Genomic DNA, 21,213 nt, shown 5'->3' with positions numbered 1-21,213 from the left:
GTATCATTTTTTTGCTTAATGTTGATCTCGTTGTTCATAGGGGGACAGGAAGATATTCTTTTCGTATTTATCATTTGACTTTTTATGAAAGTAAGCCTGGCAGGATTTTTTGATGTAGATGGATAACTGTGCGTCATTCATTTTTATGAGTTGTTCATACGTTGGTTTGCAGGCTTGCATATATTCATCTCTGGCTTCATCATATAAGCCTGTTATCTGTTCTACCAATTTTTTTGTAAAGCGGTGATTGATGTATTTTTCCTGTTCTATATCCAAGGCGAACTTTTGGTATACCTGTTGTCTTTTATTGTAACCGAATCTGAATAGATTGATGATTTGATCAAAATCGACGGCAACGCCACCGTTATCTCCTAAGCCAAAACTTTCCCCTAGTGCTTTACCGGGTTTTTGATAATTGAAGGTCCTGGCATAGTCTTGCCTAAAATTAAGAGAATCTTCATAGTAATTTCTGGAATGGACGGTTACAGTTGGCAGATATCCTTTTGGCGTCTGCACATAATTTTTTGGTAAATAAATTTGTACTTCAAAATTATGTGGATTTTTAATGGTATTCGTCGGATATTTATGGGTAAGCTTATCTCTGAATTGAAACCATATAGAATCCTTTGGTAAGATTCTAATCAGGTAAGCCCCTGAGGAATCTGTTTTTCCTTGAAATCCGGACTGAGTGTAAACAACGACTGAATCCAGTGGCGTCCCATATTTATCCTGAAATACATGACCCGTTACAATCTTTTGTGCTAGAAGACCGGTAACGGGAATAATTATGCCCAGTAAAACGCCTAATAAAATGCCGAATGCTTTCAATTGCGGTTGTTTTTAATCAGGGTAATATTACTGATCTTTTTGGGAGCTTTAATTAATTTAATGGTAAAATCTTTACCTGCCCATGTGAACCATCAAAATTTGAATATCAGCCGGATTTACGCCACTTATTCTACCTGCCTGCCCAATGGTCCTTGGGCGGATTTTATTGAATTTTTGGATAGCTTCTGTGCCTAATGCGGTGATTTTATTATAATCAAAGCTGTCAGGAATGACAAGGGATTCCATTTGATTGATTTTATCCACGATTTCTTGCTCTTTTTCTATATATCTTTGGTATTTTATTTGTATTTCAGATTGTTGTATATTATGTTTATTTGTTATATTTATAATATCCTTTAAAGCCGGAACTTCAGAAGCCATTTGTTCTAAAGAAACAGAAGGACGCAAGATAATTTTAGCTAGTTTTTGTTTTTCTGAGATAGGGGTTGATCCTATTTTTTCTAGATAAGGATTAATTTGCTCTGGACTGATGGATGCTTGTTTTAATTGTTGAATCATCGTTGCCACTGCTTCTTTTTTTCTTTGAACTGTTTCATAACGTTCTTCACTAGCTAATCCCAAGTGATAACTTAATTCAGTTAATCTAAAATCTGCATTGTCTTGTCTAAGTAGTGTTCTGTATTCAGCCCGGCTGGTAAACATGCGATATGGCTCATCTGTTCCCTTATTAATTAAATCATCGATAAGCACACCTATATAGGCTTCATTCCTTTTAAGTATTAATGGCGCTTGTTCTTTGACGTTTAAATGTGCATTGATACCTGCCATTAATCCTTGGCAAGCAGCTTCCTCGTATCCTGTAGTACCGTTAATCTGTCCAGCGAAGAATAGATTTTTTATTTTTTTTGTTTCGAGGTTTGCTTTTAATTGCGTTGGTGGAAAATAATCATATTCAATTGCATAACCTGGTCTGAACATTTTTACTTTTTCAAAACCTGGTACTCTGGTCAAGGCTTTATACTGTACGTCTTCAGGAAGGGATGTAGAAAACCCATTGACATAAATCTCTACTGTTTTAAAACCTTCGGGTTCTACAAATAATTGATGCCTGTTTTTATCTGCAAATCTATTTATTTTATCCTCTATGCTTGGACAATAACGGGGTCCTGTGCCTTCTATCCTACCAGTATACATTGGACTACGATCAAAACCTGTTTTTAGTAACTCATGAACTTCTGTGTTGGTATAGGTAATATGACATGGTAATTGTTTGGAGGGATCAAGTTTCTGTACTGAATCTAAATAGGAAAATCCGGTTACTTCATTATCACCATGCTGAATTTCCATTTTTGTGTAATCTAAACTTCTGGCGTCTACTCTTGGAGGTGTGCCAGTTTTAAGTCTGCTACTTTGAAATCCCAAGCTTACAAGTTGTTCAGTAATTCCAGTAGCGCTTTTTTCAGCTACTCTTCCCCCACCAAATTGTTTTTCTCCAATATGGATAATGCCATTAAGAAAAGTACCGCTGGTTAATATTACCGCTTTAGCTTTGATTTCATGGCCTAAATTTGTTTTGACGCCTATTACTTGATCATCTTTTACGAGAATACCTTGAACCATATCCTGGTAAAAATCAAGATTTTCTGTGTGCTCTAGCATCTCTCTCCAGGTTAATGCGAATAACATGCGGTCATTTTGTGTACGAGGACTCCACATTGCAGGCCCTTTACTTTTATTAAGCATGCGGAATTGTAGCATGCTTTTATCAGATACAATACCACTATAACCGCCCATGGCATCTATTTCACGTACTATTTGTCCTTTTGCTATGCCCCCCATTGCTGGATTGCAGCTCATTTGAGCAATAGTATTCATGTTCATGGTAATTAGCAAGACCTTATTACCTAAGTTAGCGGCTGCAGCAGCTGCCTCACTTCCTGCATGGCCTGCTCCTGCTACTATTATATCGTAATCGTGAAACATAATTTTAATTTATAGGGTGCAAAGGTAGTTTATTAATTAATAAATGTGTGTTCCACGTGGAACGGTATGCATTTTTTGCTTAGTTGGTTATGTTTATAATTAATGTTGCTGTGGCTTGGTTATTTTATAATGTAGCGAAGAGGATCGATTTTAAATTATTAGCTATAGTAGAGATGGTATTATTGTTTCTATTTAGTTGTAGAATTATTATTTTGGTTTTAGTGGTAGCTTGTATTTGTTTTATAAAACTCTAATTACTTTAATATTTTACTATAGTAATTTTAGACTATTTAGTAATAGATGGTATTTGTTCCACGTGGAACTATTTAATAAGACTAAAATTAGATTTAGCGTCTAGATTAATTAAAAGTCCGTTTTTAATATCTATAAAGTAATAAAAGGTTCCACGTGGAACCTTTTATTACTTTATAGTAGAAGTTTAATTAGATTTAGGATTATTTATTTAATGTTTCACGTGGAACAAAGCGTTTGTAATAGTTATTAATATAATATTCCTCCTTCTCTCTCATAATATCCTCTTCTTTTTTAGTTTTATCTTTATATCCGCATAGATGAAGCGCTCCATGGAACAATACCCTTAAAATTTCCTTTTCTAATGGCTGTTTTAATACTTTGGCATTGTCCTTTATCCTATCTACGCTAATATATATCTCCGCTTCTGTTTTATCTGTGGAACTTAATTCAAAAGTAAGTATATCAGTGTAGTAATCATGATTCAATTGTTGCTTATTAAGCTCCAATAGTGATTCATCGCTACAAAAGATATAATTGATATAATTCAGTCCTTTTTTTTCTTTTTTAAATATGGTAGGTATAAAGGCTTTTACCATTGTTTTATTTTTTAAGGGTAAAGCGCTGTCCAGATAATTGAAGGTGACTATTTGCATGGATTGTTGTTTAATTGTCAAAATTCGTAAATAATTATCAAATAGCCCGCCTATTGGGGTAAAACAGTTAATTTTGTCCTCATAATTTTCTAAATATGAAGAAGTTGTCTGAAATTCGTGTGGGAAAGGCAGTAATTATAAAGGAATTTTCTAGTAATGAAATCTTTATTAAACTGATGGAAATGGGCTGTATACCTGGTGAAATTATTACTGTTGAACAAATTGCGCCATTAGGAGATCCTATTTCTATATCGGTTGTAGGCTATAACTTAAGCTTGAGGATTAATGAAGCAGAAAATATATTGGTAGAGGAAATTGCTTAATCTATATTTTATTCTGTAAAATTATTATTGAATTAATTGTTTCTAAGCACATGAAAATTGGTTTATACTTTGGATCGTTTAATCCCATTCATACAGGCCATCTAATTATTGCGGAGCACGTGCTTAATTATGCTGATGTAGATCGTGTCTGGTTGGTTATATCTCCTCAAAATCCTTTAAAACCTTCTGCATCCCTTTTAGGGGAATATGACCGGTTACATTTGGTTAATTTGGCTATTGAAAACAGTAGTCGGCTTAAAGCAGTAGATGTTGAATTCAGATTACCAAAACCTTCTTACACAATTACCACGCTCACCTATCTTACAGAGAAGTATCCTACTGATGATTTTACAGTCATTCTGGGTTCTGATAGTTTTAATAACCTACCCAAATGGCGTAATTATGAACAGCTTATTCGAGATTATTCTTTTTTGATTTATTTGAGACCGGGTTTTCCAGTGAAAGATATAGAACCAGGGATTAATGCCAGCATCCTGCAGGCGCCGATGCTTGATATTTCTGCATCCTTTATTCGCAATAATATTCACCAGGATAAATCAATTCGCTTTCTTGTACCTGATAAAGTTTTTGATTATATTCAGATGAATAATTATTATAAATTAATGTAATTATATATTTAAATTATAATAATATTAAAATATAATTCCTAATAGCAGACAGATTAATACGATATAAGGTGCATGGATTTTGGTATATTTCAGTAGGAAGAAGGTCCCTGCAATGGTAGTTATATTAATAATATGTTCTATGTTTCCATCAATCACATTTACAGAAATATCTTTCATTAAATATAGTGAAGAGGCTACTATAATGGCAACAACTGCAGCATTGATACCTTCCAGGGAACGATAAATAATGGCATATTTTTTTAAATTATTCCATACTGGAAAGAAAAAAAGAATCAATAATGTTGAAGGTAGAAAGATAGCAATTGTTGCGATGACACAACCCCAAAACTGTGCACCCGCACCTTTATCTTTAAGTACCATCCCTCCTACAAATGAACTGATGGTAAAAGTTGGTCCGGGTATGGCTTTAAGCATACCATAACCAGTTAAAAAAGCATCATTATCCATTTTTAGTACGCCCATATTTTTTGCTTTCACTTCTTTTGTATTCGGACGTACAACATACTGTTCATACATGAGTGGTGCCAAAACATCCCCACCACCAAAGGTTAAGGAGCCAAAACGATAACAGTTTTCAAAGAGGTTAAACTTTCCCCTATTCTCCCAATTGTGTTTACGGGCCGATTCAGATAGAAAACCGGCGAGTATAAAGATGGCGAAAAAGATAAGTATATTACCCCAACGGATTTTACTGGTGGTTGTTTCACATTGGGGGATACGCTTATGACTGAAATTGGTGGCAATGCCAGCGGCCACTATGACTGCAGGGAATATCCATGGAGTCTTAAAAAACGCAAAAGTAAGTAAAGTCCCAACAACCAAAATCACCCTGGTAATCTGGTTTTTAATGGAAATTTTGAAGAATTTTACTGCAGAAAAGGCAATAAACCCAACTGCCATAGGTTTAATATATTTGAATAATTCCTTGGTATTAATGGCACTTTTGTCCAGATAATCCAAAAGAAAGGAAAGGCTGCCCATTATAATACTAGCGGGTAATATCCAGGTTATTAGCGCTAAAATGGCCAGTAATAGCCCACCTCTTTTATAACCAATTAGGGTAATGGTTTGAGAAGAGGAAGCCCCAGGTAACATTTGACAAAAGGCGTTGTATTCAAGCAATTCGGTTTCTGTAACATCCTTACGTTGCTGAACAAATGTCTTGAGCATCATGGCAAAATGACCCTGTGCCCCTCCAAATGCAGTTAAGGTATACCATAAAACGGCCTTTAGAAAGCTTAAATGCCTGATTAATTTCAAAATATTGTGTGATGCTTTGTCTTTGTGAGCCTTAAAGATAAATAATTTTTTGTCTTTGTAAAAGAGAATTGTATTGAAGAAATTTGCTGTATTTATTAACAGATTTTAATAGTTTTTAGAGATACCTTTGTTATCTAACGAACGCAAATTAGTTTCAATATGGAGCTTACAGAAACGATACAACAGCCAAATGTACAACGCGTGGCCATTCAAAGAACAGAACGCAAAATTATTTACCTGGTTAATCCGGTTTCCGGTACGGCTAAAAAGGAAACCTTGGTCTCATTAATTGAGAAGATCAGCAATGAGAAGGGCCTTCATTGTGAAATCATGCCGACCAATAAAAGAGGTAATTATGATTTTTTGATTGATAAAATACAAAAGGAAGAAATTACGGATATTGTTATTATAGGGGGTGACGGAACGGTAAACCACGTTGTAGGTGCTTTGTATAATGAACCCGTTAACTTTGGGATTATACCTTATGGAAGCGGTAATGGTCTTGCCAGAGCAGCAGGAATTCCTTCTAAACCCAAACTTGCTTTTGAATTAATATTGAATGGGGGAGCAAAATATGTAGATGCCTTTAGTGTAAATGGTCATTTTGCCTGTATGCTGAGTGGTGTTGGATTTGATGCAAAAGTAGCACATGACTTTGCTGCCAAGACCACCAGAGGATTATTAACCTATACACAGCAAAGCATTATAAATTATTTTAAGGCTCAACCTTACCAATTTGAGATTGAGGTGGATAACTTTTCCTTTTTCTCTGATGCATTTTTTATTAGTGTGGCCAATGCAAATCAATTCGGCAATAATGTTACCATCGCACCTGAGGCTAAATTAAATGACGGGTTACTGGATATTGTTGTAGTACAAAAAATGAATAAGGCAAAGCTTCCTTTTGCCGTATTGCAACAAATCCGAGGTAATAATAAACTGCAGCACCTGGTAGAAGAAGTGACCAATAAAAATATTCTCTATTTTCAAACGCCAGAAATCAAAATAAAAAATTTGCTCAATGCCCCGATGCATATAGATGGAGAGCCTATTGATTTTGCTCCGCAAATTAATGTAGAAATTATTAAAAACGCCTACAGGCTGATTAGACCATAGGCGTCAGATCTCTTAAATTTAAAAATCAATTACCCTTTATTTTAACGGCCCTTTTGCCTTAAAGACTTCGCTGGAACTTTGGTATTTAAATGATTCTACTTTTGGGAGCGATGGTTGGGGATTGATTATTTTTATATGGCTCGAAGGATCTTTTGCAATATGCAATTTGGCTTCCGCTGCGCTACCTTTTGTTTCAGAACTTTCCTGTAAAAACGAACCAGAGTTAATTCTTATTAATATGTAATAATTACCATCCTTTTCTTTCGTGTTCGAAGTACGAATTTGGTAATTTGTGGTAGCCACTTTGGATAAGATATTTTCTTTTTCCTTTGATCTGTATAAAGTACCAAAGCGCACAGTTCCTATGGTAAGCATTAAGGCTGCATCTTGGGAGGCATCAAAAAAGTGATTGGACTCATTGGTATAAGTTTTTGTTTGACCAGTGTTAAAGTCATAATTTGGTAAGGTCAGGCTAAAGGTAAAACTAACATTATTGCCTTGGTACTGTGTTATGCCTCGAGCATCTATTTTAAGTGTTTTGCTGAATTTTGAATAGCTCAGGTCTTTGCCCATTATCTGAATGGTATTGGGCAGCTCATCAAAGGAAATGGATAGAATGACTTGCTTATTATTATATTGTCCGTTTTTGTTTGCCTGGGAAAAGACAGCTTTAGGACAAAGTATAAGACTGAGTGCTAGGCAAATTCCTACGTAAAAAATAAGCGTAATTCTATTTTGAATCCTTGTCATAAAATTAATTAATGAGACACTGCTTTCAATCCTACAACCGATCCTATCAGTGTAAAAATGAAAAACAGCCGCCAAAAGTTTGTCGGTTCTTTAAACCAAAGAATACCTACCAAAACAGTGCCGACTGCGCCAATACCCGTCCAAACGGCATATGAAGTGCCGATAGGCAGGGTCTGCGTTGCTTTGATTAATAGCAACATACTGATTGTTAGACTTATAACGAAACCACTATACCACATTACCGCACTGGATCCGCTGGATTGGTTGCCTTTTTCCAGACAAGTGGCAAATCCCACTTCAAATAAACCTGCTATTATAAGTATTAACCAATTCATGAGACGTTCTTTTAGTTGTTATTAATTGATTGTGTTGATCTGACTTCATTAATTGCCTAAATAGCAAAAGGGGAAGCCTTGACGACTTACCCTTTACTATTTAAATGCCAGAAATTCTGTTAAGTAGAATTATTTAGAGATCAGACCAGCAAAAAAATGGACTGTACGTACCAATTGAGATACATAGCTCATTTCATTATCGTACCAGCTGGTAACTTTTACGAGTTGTTTGCCACCAAATTCAACGACTTTGGTTTGTGTTGCATCAAACAAAGATCCGAAGTGGATACCGATGATATCAGAGCTAACAATTGGATCTTCATTATAACCAAAGCTTTCGTTGCTTGCTGCTTTCATGGCTGCATTAACTTCATCAACAGAGGTCTTTTTAGCCAGAACTGCAGTCAGTTCTGTTAATGAACCAGTGATTACTGGAACGCGCTGAGCACCACCATCTAAAACACCTTTCAGTTCTGGAAGAACCAGGCCAATTGCTTTTGCAGCACCAGTGGAATTAGGAACAATATTCTGGGCAGCTGCACGGGCACGACGAAGGTCATTTTTAGGGTGCGGTGCATCCAGGGTATTCTGATCGTTTGTATATGCGTGAACAGTAGTCATGCTACCGACTTCAATTTTGAAAGCGTCATTAAGTGCTTTAGCCATTGGCGCCAGACAGTTGGTTGTACATGATGCACAACTGATAATAGTTTCGCTACCATCTAAAATGTCATGGTTTACATTGAAAACGATGGTTTTCAGATCACCGGTAGCTGGAGCAGAGATCACAACTCTTTTAGCGCCTGCTTTTAAGTGAGCAGAGGCCTTGTCTTTATCAGCGAAGAATCCAGTAGACTCAATAACTACGTCTACGTCATGTTCTCCCCAGGGAATCTGTGCCGGGTCTCTTTGGGCGTATATATTGATCTGTTCTCCATTAACAATGATGGAATTGTCGGTGCTGGTAACGGTACCTTCAAAACGGCCCTGAGCGCTATCGTATTTAAGCAGATGGGCTAATGTAGAAGGGCTTGTAAGGTCATTTACAGCCACAACTTCAATCCCTTCCATATTGTAGATCTGACGGAAAACGAGACGACCAATGCGACCAAAACCATTGATCGCAACTTTTACTGAACTCATATCGAATTTATTTTGTTTTGAATAATGTGATGCGAATTTACAGGAAACAGGGCAGTTATAATAAAGAATTAACATTTTTCTCGTGAATAACCGTTCGTTTGCAAATATTTGTTTTTTTAGAAATCTTGAAAAATATTTGGTGGAAAATTAAATTATATTACCTTTGCAATCCCAAACGATAACGGAGCGTTGGTCAAGGGGTTAAGACACCTCCCTTTCACGGAGGAATCACGGGTTCGATTCCCGTACGCTCTACAAAGGAAAGGTTTAAAAGTTGCATAAGCCGCTAATTCTTGAATTAGCGGCTTTGTTTTTTCCTGTTTGACTTAAAATTTTAAGGGAAGCAGGGAAAAATGGCCGGGCTTTTTTATTTTCGCGGGAGTTTTAAAACACATTGCATGAACATACTTATATTAGGATCTGGCGGAAGAGAACACGCCCTGGCCTGGAAAATCAAGGAAAGCAAACACTGTGATAAGGTGTTTATAGCACCAGGCAATGCTGGAACAGCAACTACCGGTCAGAATGTGCCTATTGAAGTCAATGATTTTGTCAAAATCAAGCAATTTGTAATTGATAATAAGGTCTCCATGTTGGTGGTAGGGCCGGAGGATCCGTTGGTTAACGGCATTTATGATTATTTTCAAGCACAACAGGACTGGAAAGGAATGGTTATAGCTCCCTCCAAGTATGGTGCACAGCTGGAAGGAAGTAAAGCGTTTTCTAAGAAATTTATGGAGCGTCACGGGATACCTACGGCGTCCTATGCGGAATTTAATGAGCAGACTTATGAACAAGGTAAAGCCTATATTGCGGCTCATAGTCTGCCTGTTGTATTAAAGGCAGATGGACTGGCTGCCGGAAAAGGCGTGGTTATAGCAGCAACGCATGAAGAAGCATTGAATACTTTTGAGGAGATGATTCTCAATAAGCAATTTGGAGAGGCGTCTTCCAAAGTCGTTATTGAACAATTTTTGGATGGCATTGAGGTAAGTGTGTTTGTATTAACTGACGGAAAAGATTATAAAATAATTGGACATGCCAAAGACTATAAGCGTATTGGCGAAGGTGATACCGGGCTGAATACCGGAGGCATGGGTTGTGTTACCCCGGTACCTTTTATGGATAATGCCTTTATGGAGCAAGTGGAAAAGAAGATTATCCATCCAACGATAAAAGGGATCGCTGAAGAAAAGATTGATTATAAAGGGTTTATTTTCTTTGGGCTGATAAAGGTTAATGGCGCACCAATGGTTATTGAATATAATTGCCGTATGGGGGATCCGGAAACAGAGGTGATCATGCCCAGCCTGAATGCAGATATTGTGGATCTTTTTTTGGCAGTCTACCATGGAGGATTAAAAGAGGTTAATATCCAGCCAGCTTCCAGATCTTGTGTTACAGTGGTGGCCGTCAGTGGAGGCTATCCCGGGAGCTATGAAAAAGGTAAGAAAATTACGCTTCCAGATTTGAAGGACAATAAAGAAAGTCTGGTTTTCCATGCGGGAACAAAATTAGATGGGAATGATACCCTGACCAATGGCGGTCGCGTATTGGCAGTGACTTCTTATGGAGAAAATATTGAACAGGCTGCTGAAAAATCACGCGCACTATTAAAGCAGATCCAATTTGATGGAATGCAATATAGAAGTGATATCGGTTACGAGTTCAAATAATTTATTTTTTAGGCTTAATTGAATAGCCTGGCGATAGCATCTTTATATTTTTCTAATACAACTTTACGTCTTACACTAAGTTTTGGCGTTAACTCGCCAGCGTCTATACTCCAAGGCTTAGTAAGCAGCATATGCTTTTTGATCTGTTCTGTACTGCTGAGGGTCTGATTGATCTTTTGAATATGATCTTTAAAGAGTTTTTTAATTTCAGGGAGTGCGATGGCCTGTTCCAGGGTATTATAAGGTAAATTGTTTTGTGTTGCCCAATCTTTGAGGCCTTCTGCATTGGGGACAATCAGGGCTCCGACATATTTTTGTTCTGCCCCGACAATTATGGCCTGTTCCACGATATCGAGTTCTTTAAGCTTGTTTTCTATGGGTTGAGGTGCCACATATTTACCTCCTGAGGTTTTAAACAGTTCTTTTTTGCGGTCTGTTATTTTTAAGAAACTTCCTTCTATGAGGGTTCCTATATCTCCAGTGTGCAGCCATCCGTCGATGACCGTTTCAGCTGTGAGCGTTGGCTGCTTATAGTAGCCTTGCATAACCGTAGGACCTTTTACACAAATTTCTCCATCTTCTTCCAATTTAAATTCCAGTCCGTCTATGACCGGACCGACGGTCCCGATATAATTTTCATTATTGACATGACGGTTTACGGCTATTACAGGACTATTTTCTGTAGGTCCATAACCTTCATAAACGGGGATACATGCGGCATTAAAGATTCTAAGTAAGCGCTGTGGACAGGCGGCTCCGCCGGTTATTATATAAAGTATTTCTCCCCCTAAGGCCGCCTGCCATTTTGAGAAAACCAATATTTGAGCCAGGCGCAGCTTTGTCTTATATAACGGACTGTGCCATTTTTGGTTGTCATACCTTTCTGCGATACGTATCGACCAATTGAATACTTTTTTTTGAGTGCCTTGTAATTGCTGCCCTGTTTTATTGATCTTCTCAAAGACCTTTTCTAATAACCTAGGAACAGTCATGAAAATATGCGGTTTGATTTCTTTAATGTTCTCTCCTATCTTTTCCATACCCTCGGCAAAATAGATGCTAATACCACTAAACATATAGACGTAGCTGATACATTTTTCAAAAATGTGGTTTAGGGGAAGAAAGCTCAGTGCCCTAAGTGTTGGGTTATCCGGAAAAGGAAAGCTTTCTTTTGCAAGCATGGCACAGCTTAGAATATTACTATGGGAGAGCATTACTCCTTTGGGTTGTCCGGTTGTGCCAGAAGTGTATATAATAGTGGCCAGATGGTCGCCGGTGATACCCGCTTTAATTTCCTGAACTCGATTGATTGCATCCTGGTCTGCCATTAGTTGAATCTCTGACCATAAAGGATTATCCGTCTGGTCGAATGAATATATATACTGAATGCTGGGAAGTTCACGTAAAACCGCTTGATACTTATTAAATAGCAACGGACTAGAAATTAGTACCATTTTAATTTCTGCTTCCTTAAATATGTAGAATAATTCTTCTGGAGGCGTCGTAGGATAGATAGGAACCAGAACAGCTCCGACCTGTTGAACCGCTAAATCGGAAATGATCCATTCTGGCCTGTTTTCTGAAATAATGGCCACTTTATCTGCACCTTCTGCTGTATAGTCTCGGGCACTGATGCCTAAATTATGTAATCCGGCGGCCATTTTTAAAGCGGCCTCCCCTACTTCCAAGGTTGAATGCGATTGCCAATGTCCATTGCTTTTATGAACCAGCATATCTTTTTTGGAGAAATTAAGCTGCTGGTAGTCAATTGCATCAAATAAACGGGTAGGGATCATATTAAATATCTTGTATTTTAAAGGAATTCGTTGTACTAAAAATACATAAATTTAAGCGGACACAAAATTATTGGCTATTAAATATAGATATAAAGCAAACATCCCTTATTTTTGCGCACCAAGCGGAGGTGGCGAAATTGGTAGACGCGCTACTTTGAGGTGGTAGTGCCCGTTAGGGCTTGGGAGTTCGAATCTCCTCTTCCGCACTTAGAAAAACTTGCAAAATCCTGTAAATCTATATTTACAGGATTTTTTTTGCCTTTTTGCCCTGGATTTTAGGCTTATTTTAGGTTGCCAGAACTTTTGGTCAGATAAATCCACGACACCAGGGAGAATACAACGACGACATAAAGGAGCGCGAATAAATTAAATGTCCCAGGGCTAAATAGCCTAATTCCACAAAATATTAATGAGGCCTCACTGCTTCTGACAATTTTTAGGCTTATTTCTGCATACTAAAATTCTTTTGACGAGACAAATGGAGGGGTATTGGAGACAAAAGATAGCAATTAAATGGTGCTCATTATCCGGGAGAAGAAAATAGGGGATCCTTAATAGACCTGGTTTTGCGAAATTAAATTTTGAACAAATTCTTTTGTTTTCTGTGTGGCCAGAATGGCCGGAAAATTTCTGATCTTTTAATCCATTTTTAGATATTAAACATTGGACTCCTGGATGGAACCTTACACGGGATGCTATATTTTTATAAACTCATAGCTTACCTCATAAGATTATGTAACAATGAATCCAACAGCGACGTATACTTGCTTTATCCTTTGATCATTTCCTTTTTAAAAACGTCCAAAAGTGTCCCCTTTTTAATTTTTTTCCATTTAATTTTGTCTCCGATATGTAGGCCAGCCATAAGTCCTCATGGCCATGAGCTTCTAGGATGTTTGAAGCAAAAAGCAAGTAAGATTGAAAATTGATGCCAAAAATGAAAAAGGAAGAATTAAATTTATTGATTAAGCAAGGAGAAGGGTATAATCTCGAGCTGAAGAAATCATTGCCAAGTAAAGCAAGTGAACTTGCAGAAGAGATCTGCGCTTTTACGAATGCAGCAGGAGGTGTTTTATTAATAGGTATAGACGATGAAGGGGTTATTCGAGGAATAAATTTAGATAACAATCACCGGTCAAGGATTCAAAATATTTTAAATTGTATAGAGCCTAAGATTGAATTAACCATAGAAGAAATCAGTGTGGACAATAAGACGGTTCTGTGTCTGCATTGTCCCTCTGGTAACGAAAAACCATATACAGTTTCCGGAAGTATTATTGTCAGGAATGGCCCGAATTCTGAAAAGATTACCTCTGTTCAACGCATGCGGGATTTTTTTCAAAATTCCGATCGGATATTCTTTGATGAAGCAAGGTGTGAATCCTTTAAGTATCCAGAAGATTTTAATCAGAAATTTTTTAGAGATTTTATTAGACATTCAGGTATTAGCGATGTTTTGGAAGATGAAACAATTATTTCAAACTTGCAGCTAAAAGAAAAGGGCGGATATTTCAAAAATGGGGCTGTCCTATTCTTTGGAAAGGATCCCCAGAAGTTTTTTCCACAGGCAATTACCCGGTGTTTATTATTTAAGGGGTGCAATAAAACCTATATTTTGGATGATAAAACATTTGCTGGTAACCTATTGGAACAATATAACGGAGCACTAACCTATCTGAGACAGAAACTGAACCTAAATTATATTATCCAAGGAGCCGGTCCTAGAAAGGAAGTATTGGAGATTCCTGAAGATATTTTTAAGGAATGCCTTATAAATTCACTTGCTCACCGTGATTATTATGAAAAAGGTGCTGTAACGCATGTCGATATATTTGATGATAGAGTAGATATTACAAATCCCGGAGGCTTGGTAAATAGCATAGCTAAAGAAGAATTTGGCTCTCGAAGTCTTTCGAGAAACCCATTAGTGTTTGGTCTGTTTCTTCGAATGAATATGGTGGAGAAAATTGGATCCGGGATAAATCGAATGATTGGAGGAATGCGTGAGGCAAACTTACCAGATCCCAAATTTGGCATACATGGCTTTTTTTCTGTTAGCTTTTTCAGGCCCATTAATTTTGAAGTTTGGCTTAGTCAATTGACGCTCAAGCTGACTACTTCTCAATTAAATCTCCTAAGGGAAATACATCTAAATGGCCAGATTTCGAAGAAAAGACTTTCTGAAAGAATTAAATTAGGTAAGACAGCAATTGACAATAATATATCGAGTTTAAAACAAATGGGAATTTTACAACGTATTGGTAGTGATAGGTCTGGAAGTTGGAAGATCATTTTCAATTTTTAGGTGGGTAGATGAGTGGGTAGAAATAGTAAGTCTAATTAATTGATATAGATTAGGTTACATGGCTTTCTGGTTTTTGTCAGGGTAGAAAACGACTAATCTTCAATTGCCATATATCGCTAATTGAGGAAGACTAAATCTAACATTAAGTAACAATATTGGTATAGAGTTATATGGCAAAACCAAGCCATTTATTGAAAAATTATCTTTTGAGAGCCTACGGGTAATTGTGAATATGATCAAGGGTTAAGGAATAATATTTTGATTTTTTATTATGGTCAAAAAAAATAAAATGAAAATACAAATGGAATTAGAACAAAAAGATGGTATTCAAATCGCGTCGGATCTACACCTAGAGATGCTAGAAAACAGCACTTATTTAAAAAACAATCCTTTGATTCCGAAAGGTAAGGTGTTGATTTTAGGTGGAGATATCGCTCCGATTCACTTATGCAATCAAGGGAAGTACAGCGATTTTTTTTCGTATTGTGCTGATCATTTTGAAAAAACGTATTGGATTGCAGGAAATCATGAGTTTTATAACGGAGATATGGCAAACTATACAGGCCATTTTGAGGAAAGGATACGGTCTAACGTATATTTGGTTAATAATTATATTGCTAATTTTAAAACTGTTGAAATTGTTTTATCCACGTTATGGACAAAAATCAGCGATAGAAAATCTGATCACATCAGATGGTCCATGAATGACTACCGTGCAATTAGATTGGCTGGTAAGAAATTGACAATAGAAGATACAAATAGGCTGTTTGATGAAAATATCGCTTTTATAAATGGGGCGCTTGCAAACAATATTGCCGGCCAGCGGCTTGTTGTAACGCATCATGTACCAACCTTTAATAATTATCCTGCTGTGTATGCAGGAAGTCTTTTGAATGAAGCGTTTGCTGTGGATCTTAATACTATTATTGAAAATGCTAAAATCGATTATTGGGTTTTTGGACATCACCATGCTAATGTTGAAGCCTTCTGTGTGGGCAATACAAAATTGATGACGAATCAATTGGGGTATACCTGGCTTAAAGAACATGTGGGATTTGATCCGGGCCTGGTTATTGGTGTTTGAGGCGGTAGTGATTGGCGCATTTAATTGGGGTACTGAACGCAAAAAGGGGCGACTAATTTATAGTCGCCCCTTTTTAAGCATACAAATTCGACTGATTTTATTCGTCGTCACCAAAATGTAATTTCATTTTCTGGATATCGGATCGTAATTGCTCAAGTTGCTGTTTAAATTTAGGATCGTTTATGACTTTAAAGGCAATGTCTTTATAGGAGGCTGCCATTTGCTTTATTTGCGCAGCAAATTCTGGGTCTTCCTTTATACGTTTAGCCAGATTTTCAGCTTTGAAGCGAATTGTTTTTAACTGCTTTTTCCAGGTGGTATCGTTTTGAAGTTGAAAGGCCAATGCCTGGCTGTTATTTTTTAAAGCCTCAATTTGCTTTTTATATTCTGGGGAAAGTTGATACTTTTTTGATAAATCCATTGCGCCATGTTGAAGTGCTTCCAACTGGCTTTTTAAAGCTGGATCATCTTTCATTTTACTGGAGAGGGCTTTTGCGTCTTGCGAAATCTTTGCCACGGCTAATTTCCAGGAACTGTCCTGTTCGAACTTTGCGGCCATCTGAGCAGCCTTATGTTGCATCTCATGGACGTGGAGCTTCCAGCTGGTATCTTTGGTTACTTGCTGGGCAATTTGCTTGGCCGATTTTGTAATCTCATCGATCTGCTTTTGAATTTCTGGAGAGAGGTCCTGGTTTGATACTTGGTTACCTTTCTGTTGATGTGGTATGCTGTCAGTACTGGTCAACTTAGTATTGGTAAAATTTATTGGTGTTCCCTGTAAATTTGTTTGTTGTATTTGGTGCTGCCCTGCCTGTTTATTTGATTGTTTGTTTTTTTCGGGGCTTAACCAGGCTATGCAACTCAGACCGATTAGGATTAGTACTAGTGATAAGGCCTTTTGCCTGAAGGTCATCATGGGATTTTCTTTCATGGTGAAGTGTTTAATGCGGTTTAATAATTTAAATGGTTTGTGTCCATTGGCTGCAAGTGTCAGACGTTTTGTCCCATTTATTTTTTCCAGGGCTAATAATGCAGTGGCGTATGTATAGGCGGGTACTGCACGAATAACCATTTCATCGCAGGCTTTTTCCCTTTCCTCCCGCATAATTTTTGAGAGTAACCAAACAAAAGGATTAAAGAAAAAGACGGCCTCTATAATAGATTGTAAAAAGTTGATGAGATAATCCCAGCGGCGGATATGTGCTAATTCATGTGTTATGATTGCTTCTATTTGGGTGGTCGTCAAGTGTGTGGCAATTGACAGGGGCAGAAGTATAATTGGCTTTATAAATCCCAGCATAACGGGGACATTTATACGGTCTGACAGATATATTTTTACGGTACTGATAATACCCAGTTGACGGCAAACTTCTTCCTGGTGATGCTTGTAGGTGATGGGTGCGGGATATAAACCTTTTGATTTAAGTTGACGGCTTAAGATGTAAGCGTATACAACCCTAAAAGTCATAATGAGCATACCGATAAAATAAATACACACAGCCAGTGGAATACAATTTTTTATGCTAAAACCGGTGGTGCTTACTTGCTCTGTATAAAAGCCAGACAATAAAGGTATTTTTCCTGGATAGAACAGCATGCCGGCCTCATGGTCGGATAGTTGGCTAGACAAGGTGGTCTGCAGACTTAAATGATATAAGAGTGTTTGAAAAAACCAGGCGGTGATTACCAGCGCACCAATTGCCGCGATGTTATATCGGATGCGTGCTGGTGCGTTTTTATTTAGTTTAATCAAGACATAAATAATGATAAATACGAGTGCGGCCTGCCAAAGACTGGATAGCAGGCTTATTGCCAGGGCGCTGAACGCGGGATCAGAGAACCAGTCAAATAAAGTTTGCATATATGCTATTTTTAAATGAGCGAAAAGAGGTAGGTTAACGATTATCTTTTTGTAGGTTGTCTAAATAAGCTTTTATTTCCACGATTTCCTGTTCAGACGGCTTGTAATCACCAAGAGCCTGCATGACCAGGCTGGTGGGTGAGCCCTTGAACATGGAGTCGATGATTTTGCTTAGTGCCTGCTTCTGACTTTTCTCCTTGGAAATGGCGGCTGTATAAATATGGGTTCTGGAAGAGTCATCGCGGATTAAAAGTTGCTTTTCAAACATAATCTGCATTAATTTAAGGGTGGTCGTGTAACCGGTTTGTTTGGTTTCACAAATCACTTCATGTACCGTTCTGACGGAACAAGGTCCTTTTTCCCAAAGGATTTGTAAGATTTCTAATTCGCTGTCGGTAATCTTCTTATTAAACATGATCTACGATTGTTTTCGTAGACAAACATACGAATCTTTTCGTATGTTGAATCAGATTAAGAAAACTTTAGCATAATGGCATATAGGCACAAAATAACCGGATCTAAAAAGATCCGGTTTCCAAAAAATGATTAGGTTGTTTCTTGGGTCTATATTAAAAATCAAAATCAGTGCTGAATACATAGCTATCCTGAGACAAAACCACTTTATAATTACCGTGCAGGCTTTTTGAGAAATCAAAACCTTTGGCGATAGAGGCGGCGTCACTCTTAACGGTGTTGATCAAAGAACCATTTTGGTTATAAACGTTGATTTCTATGTCTTTTTGATCAGGATTAGAGAAAAATACATTTAAAACATCACCCTCTCTTCTGAAGATAGGTTTTACGAACAGGCTGGATTTGCTGGAGATGGTTACAGCGCCATCAATTTTATCCACCTGAGTTGTTTCAATGGATCTGTTATTTTCCACTTTGATATAATAGGTGCCATCTGGAACCATGGAAAAGTCAATGTTTTTGAAAGAGCCAGCTTTCATATTGCTTAACTCGTATAAGCTGTTGCCGTTTGCATCGGAAACAGAAATTTCATGAGCTGTTGGAACGTCACTGATCATTACCTTCACAATGCCATTGGAAAGGACATTGATGTTACCGTAAATATTATCGGCTTTAGCGAATGCAGTCATTAAGGTAAAAGCTACTGCAGTTAAACTGTACTGAATGAACTTTTTCATTTTATTTATTTTTTAGTTGGTTATGCTTAATTTTCTACTGCAAAGGTAGGGCGGCATAAAATAGATAATAACATGGATTTAATCCAAAAACTATGGTATTTTGTTCAATAATCGTTAGTTTTGTGGTAACAATTTAATAATATTGCATAATCAACTGTTAGTTTATTAACGTCCTATTATGAAATTGGCCGTTGCTGTGTTAAAGGAGGCGTTTAAAATTGCCAAAATGTGCGTAAACAGGGCTTTTTTAGCTAAAAAAGCCTAAAGACGCCTCACAATTGCAGCAAAATTGTTAATAAAAATGGCCGGAAAATGAACGAAGGCCATTTAAAAGCAAATCATTATGGAATCAACTTTTAAACCGCGTATAGAAATTATTAAACCGCAATTTGGTTATTCCTTTTTCTATCAAAGTTTTGACCAGGATCATCCCAACCCAACTGCGGCCACCTGGCATTACCATCCTGAGTTTGAGTTAGTGTACGTTAATGAAGGGGCTGGTAAAAGGCAGGTAGGGACGCACTTATCGCATTATCGAAATGGGGATTTGATATTGATCGGTTCTAATCTGCCGCACTGTGGATTTACCAGGAGTCTACAAGGAAGCCAAAGGGAAACGCTGATTCAGTGGCGCTTAGATGCCTTTGGCGAAGGGTTTTTCCAAATTCCGGAGCTTAAACCAGTGCTTCGGCTATTTGAGCAAGCCAAAAGCGGGATGGTCTTTCATGGTGAGGACAAAAGAACCATTGGTGCCGTATTGGAGTCCATGCAAGGACTGCAGGGCCCAGAAAGGTTATTAACCTTTTTTAAGGCCTTGACTATGATGGCCGGAGCGGGGCAGTTTACGATTTTGAATGCCGGAAGTATTTTGTTGGAAGCTAAAATGGAAGACCAGGAAAAAATAAACCGGATCTTCAACTATGTGAAGGAGAATTTTAATGAGGAAATCCCTTTAGCGGACATCGCCGCTCAGGTATATCTCACGCCATCGTCCTTTTGTAAATATTTTAAAAAGATTACCAACAAGACCTTTGTCCAATACTTAATTGAGTATAGGCTGATTCATGCGGCAAAACTTTTGCATGAAACCAAACTGGCGATAAGCGATATCTGTTTTGAATGCGGTTTTAATAACTATAGCCACTTTAATAAGAAATTTAAGGAAATGATGGGCCGGACGCCTTTGCAATACAGAAACGAACTCCGGTCGCCGAGCTCTGTAGACCCTGTCCAGCCAGAGGATCTGCTAGCCATTTAGGATGGATATATGAACCTTAAATCAAATGTGAATCCAAATTTGGGGAAGCGGTTTTTTTTGTAATTTGTGAAGCAATTTTTCACCAAACAAATTTCAATGGAAGCGAGTGTCCAACAAAAGGCCTATTTAAATACCGCTGGTTGCGGTATTATTTCTGCAGCGAGTTTACAGGCAGGTGCTGATATCTATAATGCTTTTAGTGTTAACAGCTCTACGCGCTCAGAAATCTGGCGGGATAAAGAAGATCCGCTTTACAGAAAGACGCTCTCCCAATTTTTGGAAGTAGAGGAGGATAGGCTGGCCTTTATTCCTAATTTTTCTTATGCGATGAATATAGTGGTCCAATCGCTAAAGGGGGATGAACAAGTATTACTGTACAAATATGACTACCCATCTATAACGGCGCCTTTTATTCAAAACGGATTTAATGTGCACTTTTTGGAAAGTGAACAGGGTTTTGCCTTAAGCCTGGAGACCATTGAACAGGCGTTTATAGCAAATAAAATTGATATAATTGCCATTGGTCATGTACAGTGGCAATCGGGATTTAAAATTGAATTGGGCCCGTTATCCGCGCTTTGTAAAAAGTATAAGGTCAGAGTGATTGTAGATGCGACCCAGAGTCTGGGGGCTATTCCGATTCCAATGCAACAGTTAGGGATAGATGTCGTTATTGCCAGCAATTACAAATGGATGAACAGTGGTTTTGGCAATGGGATTATTTATTTTGATCCTTCCTTTCTGGCCGACTATCCGCCCGTTATTACCGGCGCCGCCTCTCTGGATTTTGCCGGCACGGCCAGAAGCTATGAACCCGGGGATTAA

At 37.7% G+C, this 21,213-nt stretch carries 19 protein-coding genes and 2 tRNA genes; 10 read left to right on the top strand and 11 right to left on the bottom strand.

Features of this window, described 5'->3' with window-relative positions; all coding sequences use genetic code 11:
* Positions 1 to 15: 15 nt before the first annotated feature.
* From FSB73_RS08905 to ybeY, 3 genes are all read right to left on the bottom strand, one after another.
* On the bottom strand, positions 16 to 828 hold the full coding sequence (locus FSB73_RS08905; RefSeq protein ID WP_146781141.1) for a hypothetical protein: 813 nt from the start codon (positions 826 to 828) through the stop codon (positions 16 to 18).
* A 72-nt stretch (positions 829 to 900) separates the two neighbouring features.
* Positions 901 to 2,772: a tRNA uridine-5-carboxymethylaminomethyl(34) synthesis enzyme MnmG gene (gene mnmG / locus FSB73_RS08900; protein WP_146781140.1), complete on the bottom strand. Its 1,872-nt coding sequence runs from the start codon at positions 2,770 to 2,772 to the stop codon at positions 901 to 903.
* Positions 2,773 to 3,227: 455 nt separating this feature from the next.
* A complete protein-coding gene (ybeY, locus tag FSB73_RS08895) occupies positions 3,228 to 3,680 on the bottom strand; it encodes an rRNA maturation RNase YbeY (RefSeq protein ID WP_146781139.1) in 453 nt (150 codons plus the stop codon).
* A gap of 95 nt (positions 3,681 to 3,775) precedes the next feature.
* On the opposite strand from ybeY, the gene FSB73_RS08890 reads away from it, so the two are divergent.
* On the top strand, positions 3,776 to 4,003 hold the full coding sequence (locus tag FSB73_RS08890; protein ID WP_146781138.1) for a FeoA family protein: 228 nt from the start codon (positions 3,776 to 3,778) through the stop codon (positions 4,001 to 4,003).
* Positions 4,004 to 4,053: 50 nt separating this feature from the next.
* A complete protein-coding gene (nadD, locus tag FSB73_RS08885; protein WP_146781137.1) occupies positions 4,054 to 4,632 on the top strand; it encodes a nicotinate (nicotinamide) nucleotide adenylyltransferase in 579 nt (192 codons plus the stop codon).
* Between the two features lie 24 nt (positions 4,633 to 4,656).
* Here nadD and chrA read toward each other — a convergent pair whose 3' ends face one another.
* Complete coding sequence (chrA, locus tag FSB73_RS08880) at positions 4,657 to 5,913, bottom strand: chromate efflux transporter (RefSeq protein ID WP_146781136.1); 1,257 nt, start codon at positions 5,911 to 5,913, stop codon at positions 4,657 to 4,659.
* Positions 5,914 to 6,072: 159 nt separating this feature from the next.
* Here chrA and FSB73_RS08875 point away from each other — a divergent pair, with 159 nt between their 5' ends.
* Positions 6,073 to 7,029, top strand: a complete 957-nt coding sequence (locus FSB73_RS08875; protein ID WP_146781135.1) for a diacylglycerol/lipid kinase family protein — start codon at positions 6,073 to 6,075, stop codon at positions 7,027 to 7,029.
* Between the two features lie 36 nt (positions 7,030 to 7,065).
* Here the strand turns inward: FSB73_RS08875 and FSB73_RS08870 are convergent, their stop codons facing one another.
* The 3 genes from FSB73_RS08870 to gap all read right to left on the bottom strand — a co-directional run bounded on the left by FSB73_RS08870 (position 7,066) and on the right by gap (position 9,257).
* On the bottom strand, positions 7,066 to 7,779 hold the full coding sequence (locus tag FSB73_RS08870; RefSeq protein ID WP_146781134.1) for a hypothetical protein: 714 nt from the start codon (positions 7,777 to 7,779) through the stop codon (positions 7,066 to 7,068).
* Between the two features lie 8 nt (positions 7,780 to 7,787).
* The gene (locus FSB73_RS08865; protein WP_146781133.1) at positions 7,788 to 8,114 is read right to left on the bottom strand and encodes a DMT family transporter; all 327 of its coding nucleotides are present in this window, start codon (positions 8,112 to 8,114) and stop codon (positions 7,788 to 7,790) included.
* 129 nt (positions 8,115 to 8,243) lie between these two features.
* A complete protein-coding gene (gap, locus tag FSB73_RS08860) occupies positions 8,244 to 9,257 on the bottom strand; it encodes a type I glyceraldehyde-3-phosphate dehydrogenase (RefSeq protein ID WP_146781132.1) in 1,014 nt (337 codons plus the stop codon).
* A gap of 183 nt (positions 9,258 to 9,440) precedes the next feature.
* Between gap and FSB73_RS08855 the strand changes: the two genes are divergently transcribed.
* Both FSB73_RS08855 and purD read left to right on the top strand, forming a co-directional pair.
* Positions 9,441 to 9,512 (top strand) — tRNA-Glu (locus FSB73_RS08855).
* 143 nt (positions 9,513 to 9,655) lie between these two features.
* Entirely contained in the window at positions 9,656 to 10,933 is a 1,278-nt protein-coding gene (gene purD, locus FSB73_RS08850; RefSeq protein ID WP_146781131.1) for a phosphoribosylamine--glycine ligase, read from the top strand.
* 14 nt (positions 10,934 to 10,947) lie between these two features.
* Here purD and FSB73_RS08845 read toward each other — a convergent pair whose 3' ends face one another.
* Positions 10,948 to 12,729 carry an AMP-dependent synthetase/ligase gene (locus FSB73_RS08845; RefSeq protein ID WP_146781130.1) on the bottom strand — a complete coding sequence of 594 codons (1,782 nt, stop codon included), beginning with the start codon at positions 12,727 to 12,729 and terminating at the stop codon, positions 10,948 to 10,950.
* 122 nt (positions 12,730 to 12,851) lie between these two features.
* On the opposite strand from FSB73_RS08845, the gene FSB73_RS08840 reads away from it, so the two are divergent.
* From FSB73_RS08840 to FSB73_RS08830, 3 genes are all read left to right on the top strand, one after another.
* Positions 12,852 to 12,935 (top strand) — tRNA-Leu (locus FSB73_RS08840).
* A gap of 731 nt (positions 12,936 to 13,666) precedes the next feature.
* On the top strand, positions 13,667 to 15,034 hold the full coding sequence (locus FSB73_RS08835) for an RNA-binding domain-containing protein (RefSeq protein ID WP_158639474.1): 1,368 nt from the start codon (positions 13,667 to 13,669) through the stop codon (positions 15,032 to 15,034).
* A 301-nt stretch (positions 15,035 to 15,335) separates the two neighbouring features.
* On the top strand, positions 15,336 to 16,118 hold the full coding sequence (locus FSB73_RS08830; RefSeq protein ID WP_146781128.1) for a metallophosphoesterase: 783 nt from the start codon (positions 15,336 to 15,338) through the stop codon (positions 16,116 to 16,118).
* A 97-nt stretch (positions 16,119 to 16,215) separates the two neighbouring features.
* Here FSB73_RS08830 and FSB73_RS08825 read toward each other — a convergent pair whose 3' ends face one another.
* The 3 genes from FSB73_RS08825 to FSB73_RS08815 form a co-directional block, all read right to left on the bottom strand.
* Positions 16,216 to 17,979 (bottom strand): M56 family metallopeptidase, encoded by a 1,764-nt coding sequence (locus FSB73_RS08825; RefSeq protein WP_146781127.1) that lies wholly within the window; start codon positions 17,977 to 17,979, stop codon positions 16,216 to 16,218.
* Between the two features lie 34 nt (positions 17,980 to 18,013).
* Positions 18,014 to 18,394, bottom strand: coding sequence for a BlaI/MecI/CopY family transcriptional regulator (locus FSB73_RS08820; protein ID WP_146781126.1), 381 nt, complete (start codon positions 18,392 to 18,394; stop codon positions 18,014 to 18,016).
* A gap of 154 nt (positions 18,395 to 18,548) precedes the next feature.
* A complete protein-coding gene (locus tag FSB73_RS08815) occupies positions 18,549 to 19,130 on the bottom strand; it encodes a T9SS type A sorting domain-containing protein (protein ID WP_146781125.1) in 582 nt (193 codons plus the stop codon).
* A 343-nt stretch (positions 19,131 to 19,473) separates the two neighbouring features.
* Between FSB73_RS08815 and FSB73_RS08810 the strand changes: the two genes are divergently transcribed.
* Complete coding sequence (locus FSB73_RS08810) at positions 19,474 to 20,388, top strand: AraC family transcriptional regulator (protein ID WP_146781124.1); 915 nt, start codon at positions 19,474 to 19,476, stop codon at positions 20,386 to 20,388.
* A 96-nt stretch (positions 20,389 to 20,484) separates the two neighbouring features.
* The gene (locus FSB73_RS08805) at positions 20,485 to 21,213 is read left to right on the top strand and encodes an aminotransferase class V-fold PLP-dependent enzyme (protein WP_146781123.1); all 729 of its coding nucleotides are present in this window, start codon (positions 20,485 to 20,487) and stop codon (positions 21,211 to 21,213) included.

Source organism: Arachidicoccus ginsenosidivorans, from assembly GCF_007971385.1.
Taxonomy (GTDB): Bacteria; Bacteroidota; Bacteroidia; order Chitinophagales; family Chitinophagaceae; genus Arachidicoccus; species Arachidicoccus ginsenosidivorans.
The sequence above is the reverse complement of the archived record's forward strand: the minus strand, read 5'-3'. Positions and strand labels throughout refer to the sequence as shown.

What these genes read in the sequence shown, in the direction of transcription:
- mnmG (WP_146781140.1), bottom strand. Translation starts at nt 2,772, where the DNA reads ATGTTTCACGATTACGATATAATAGTAGCAGGAGCAGGCCATGCAGGA.
- FSB73_RS08825 (WP_146781127.1), bottom strand. Translation starts at nt 17,979, where the DNA reads ATGCAAACTTTATTTGACTGGTTCTCTGATCCCGCGTTCAGCGCCCTG.
- FSB73_RS08875 (WP_146781135.1), top strand. Translation starts at nt 6,073, where the DNA reads ATGGAGCTTACAGAAACGATACAACAGCCAAATGTACAACGCGTGGCC.
- FSB73_RS08830 (WP_146781128.1), top strand. Translation starts at nt 15,336, where the DNA reads ATGGAATTAGAACAAAAAGATGGTATTCAAATCGCGTCGGATCTACAC.
- FSB73_RS08805 (WP_146781123.1), top strand. Translation starts at nt 20,485, where the DNA reads ATGGAAGCGAGTGTCCAACAAAAGGCCTATTTAAATACCGCTGGTTGC.
- FSB73_RS08865 (WP_146781133.1), bottom strand. Translation starts at nt 8,114, where the DNA reads ATGAATTGGTTAATACTTATAATAGCAGGTTTATTTGAAGTGGGATTT.
- gap (WP_146781132.1), bottom strand. Translation starts at nt 9,257, where the DNA reads ATGAGTTCAGTAAAAGTTGCGATCAATGGTTTTGGTCGCATTGGTCGT.
- FSB73_RS08810 (WP_146781124.1), top strand. Translation starts at nt 19,474, where the DNA reads ATGGAATCAACTTTTAAACCGCGTATAGAAATTATTAAACCGCAATTT.
- purD (WP_146781131.1), top strand. Translation starts at nt 9,656, where the DNA reads ATGAACATACTTATATTAGGATCTGGCGGAAGAGAACACGCCCTGGCC.
- ybeY (WP_146781139.1), bottom strand. Translation starts at nt 3,680, where the DNA reads ATGCAAATAGTCACCTTCAATTATCTGGACAGCGCTTTACCCTTAAAA.
- FSB73_RS08870 (WP_146781134.1), bottom strand. Translation starts at nt 7,779, where the DNA reads ATGACAAGGATTCAAAATAGAATTACGCTTATTTTTTACGTAGGAATT.
- nadD (WP_146781137.1), top strand. Translation starts at nt 4,054, where the DNA reads ATGAAAATTGGTTTATACTTTGGATCGTTTAATCCCATTCATACAGGC.
- FSB73_RS08820 (WP_146781126.1), bottom strand. Translation starts at nt 18,394, where the DNA reads ATGTTTAATAAGAAGATTACCGACAGCGAATTAGAAATCTTACAAATC.
- FSB73_RS08890 (WP_146781138.1), top strand. Translation starts at nt 3,776, where the DNA reads ATGAAGAAGTTGTCTGAAATTCGTGTGGGAAAGGCAGTAATTATAAAG.
- FSB73_RS08815 (WP_146781125.1), bottom strand. Translation starts at nt 19,130, where the DNA reads ATGAAAAAGTTCATTCAGTACAGTTTAACTGCAGTAGCTTTTACCTTA.
- FSB73_RS08835 (WP_158639474.1), top strand. Translation starts at nt 13,667, where the DNA reads ATGAAAAAGGAAGAATTAAATTTATTGATTAAGCAAGGAGAAGGGTAT.
- FSB73_RS08845 (WP_146781130.1), bottom strand. Translation starts at nt 12,729, where the DNA reads ATGATCCCTACCCGTTTATTTGATGCAATTGACTACCAGCAGCTTAAT.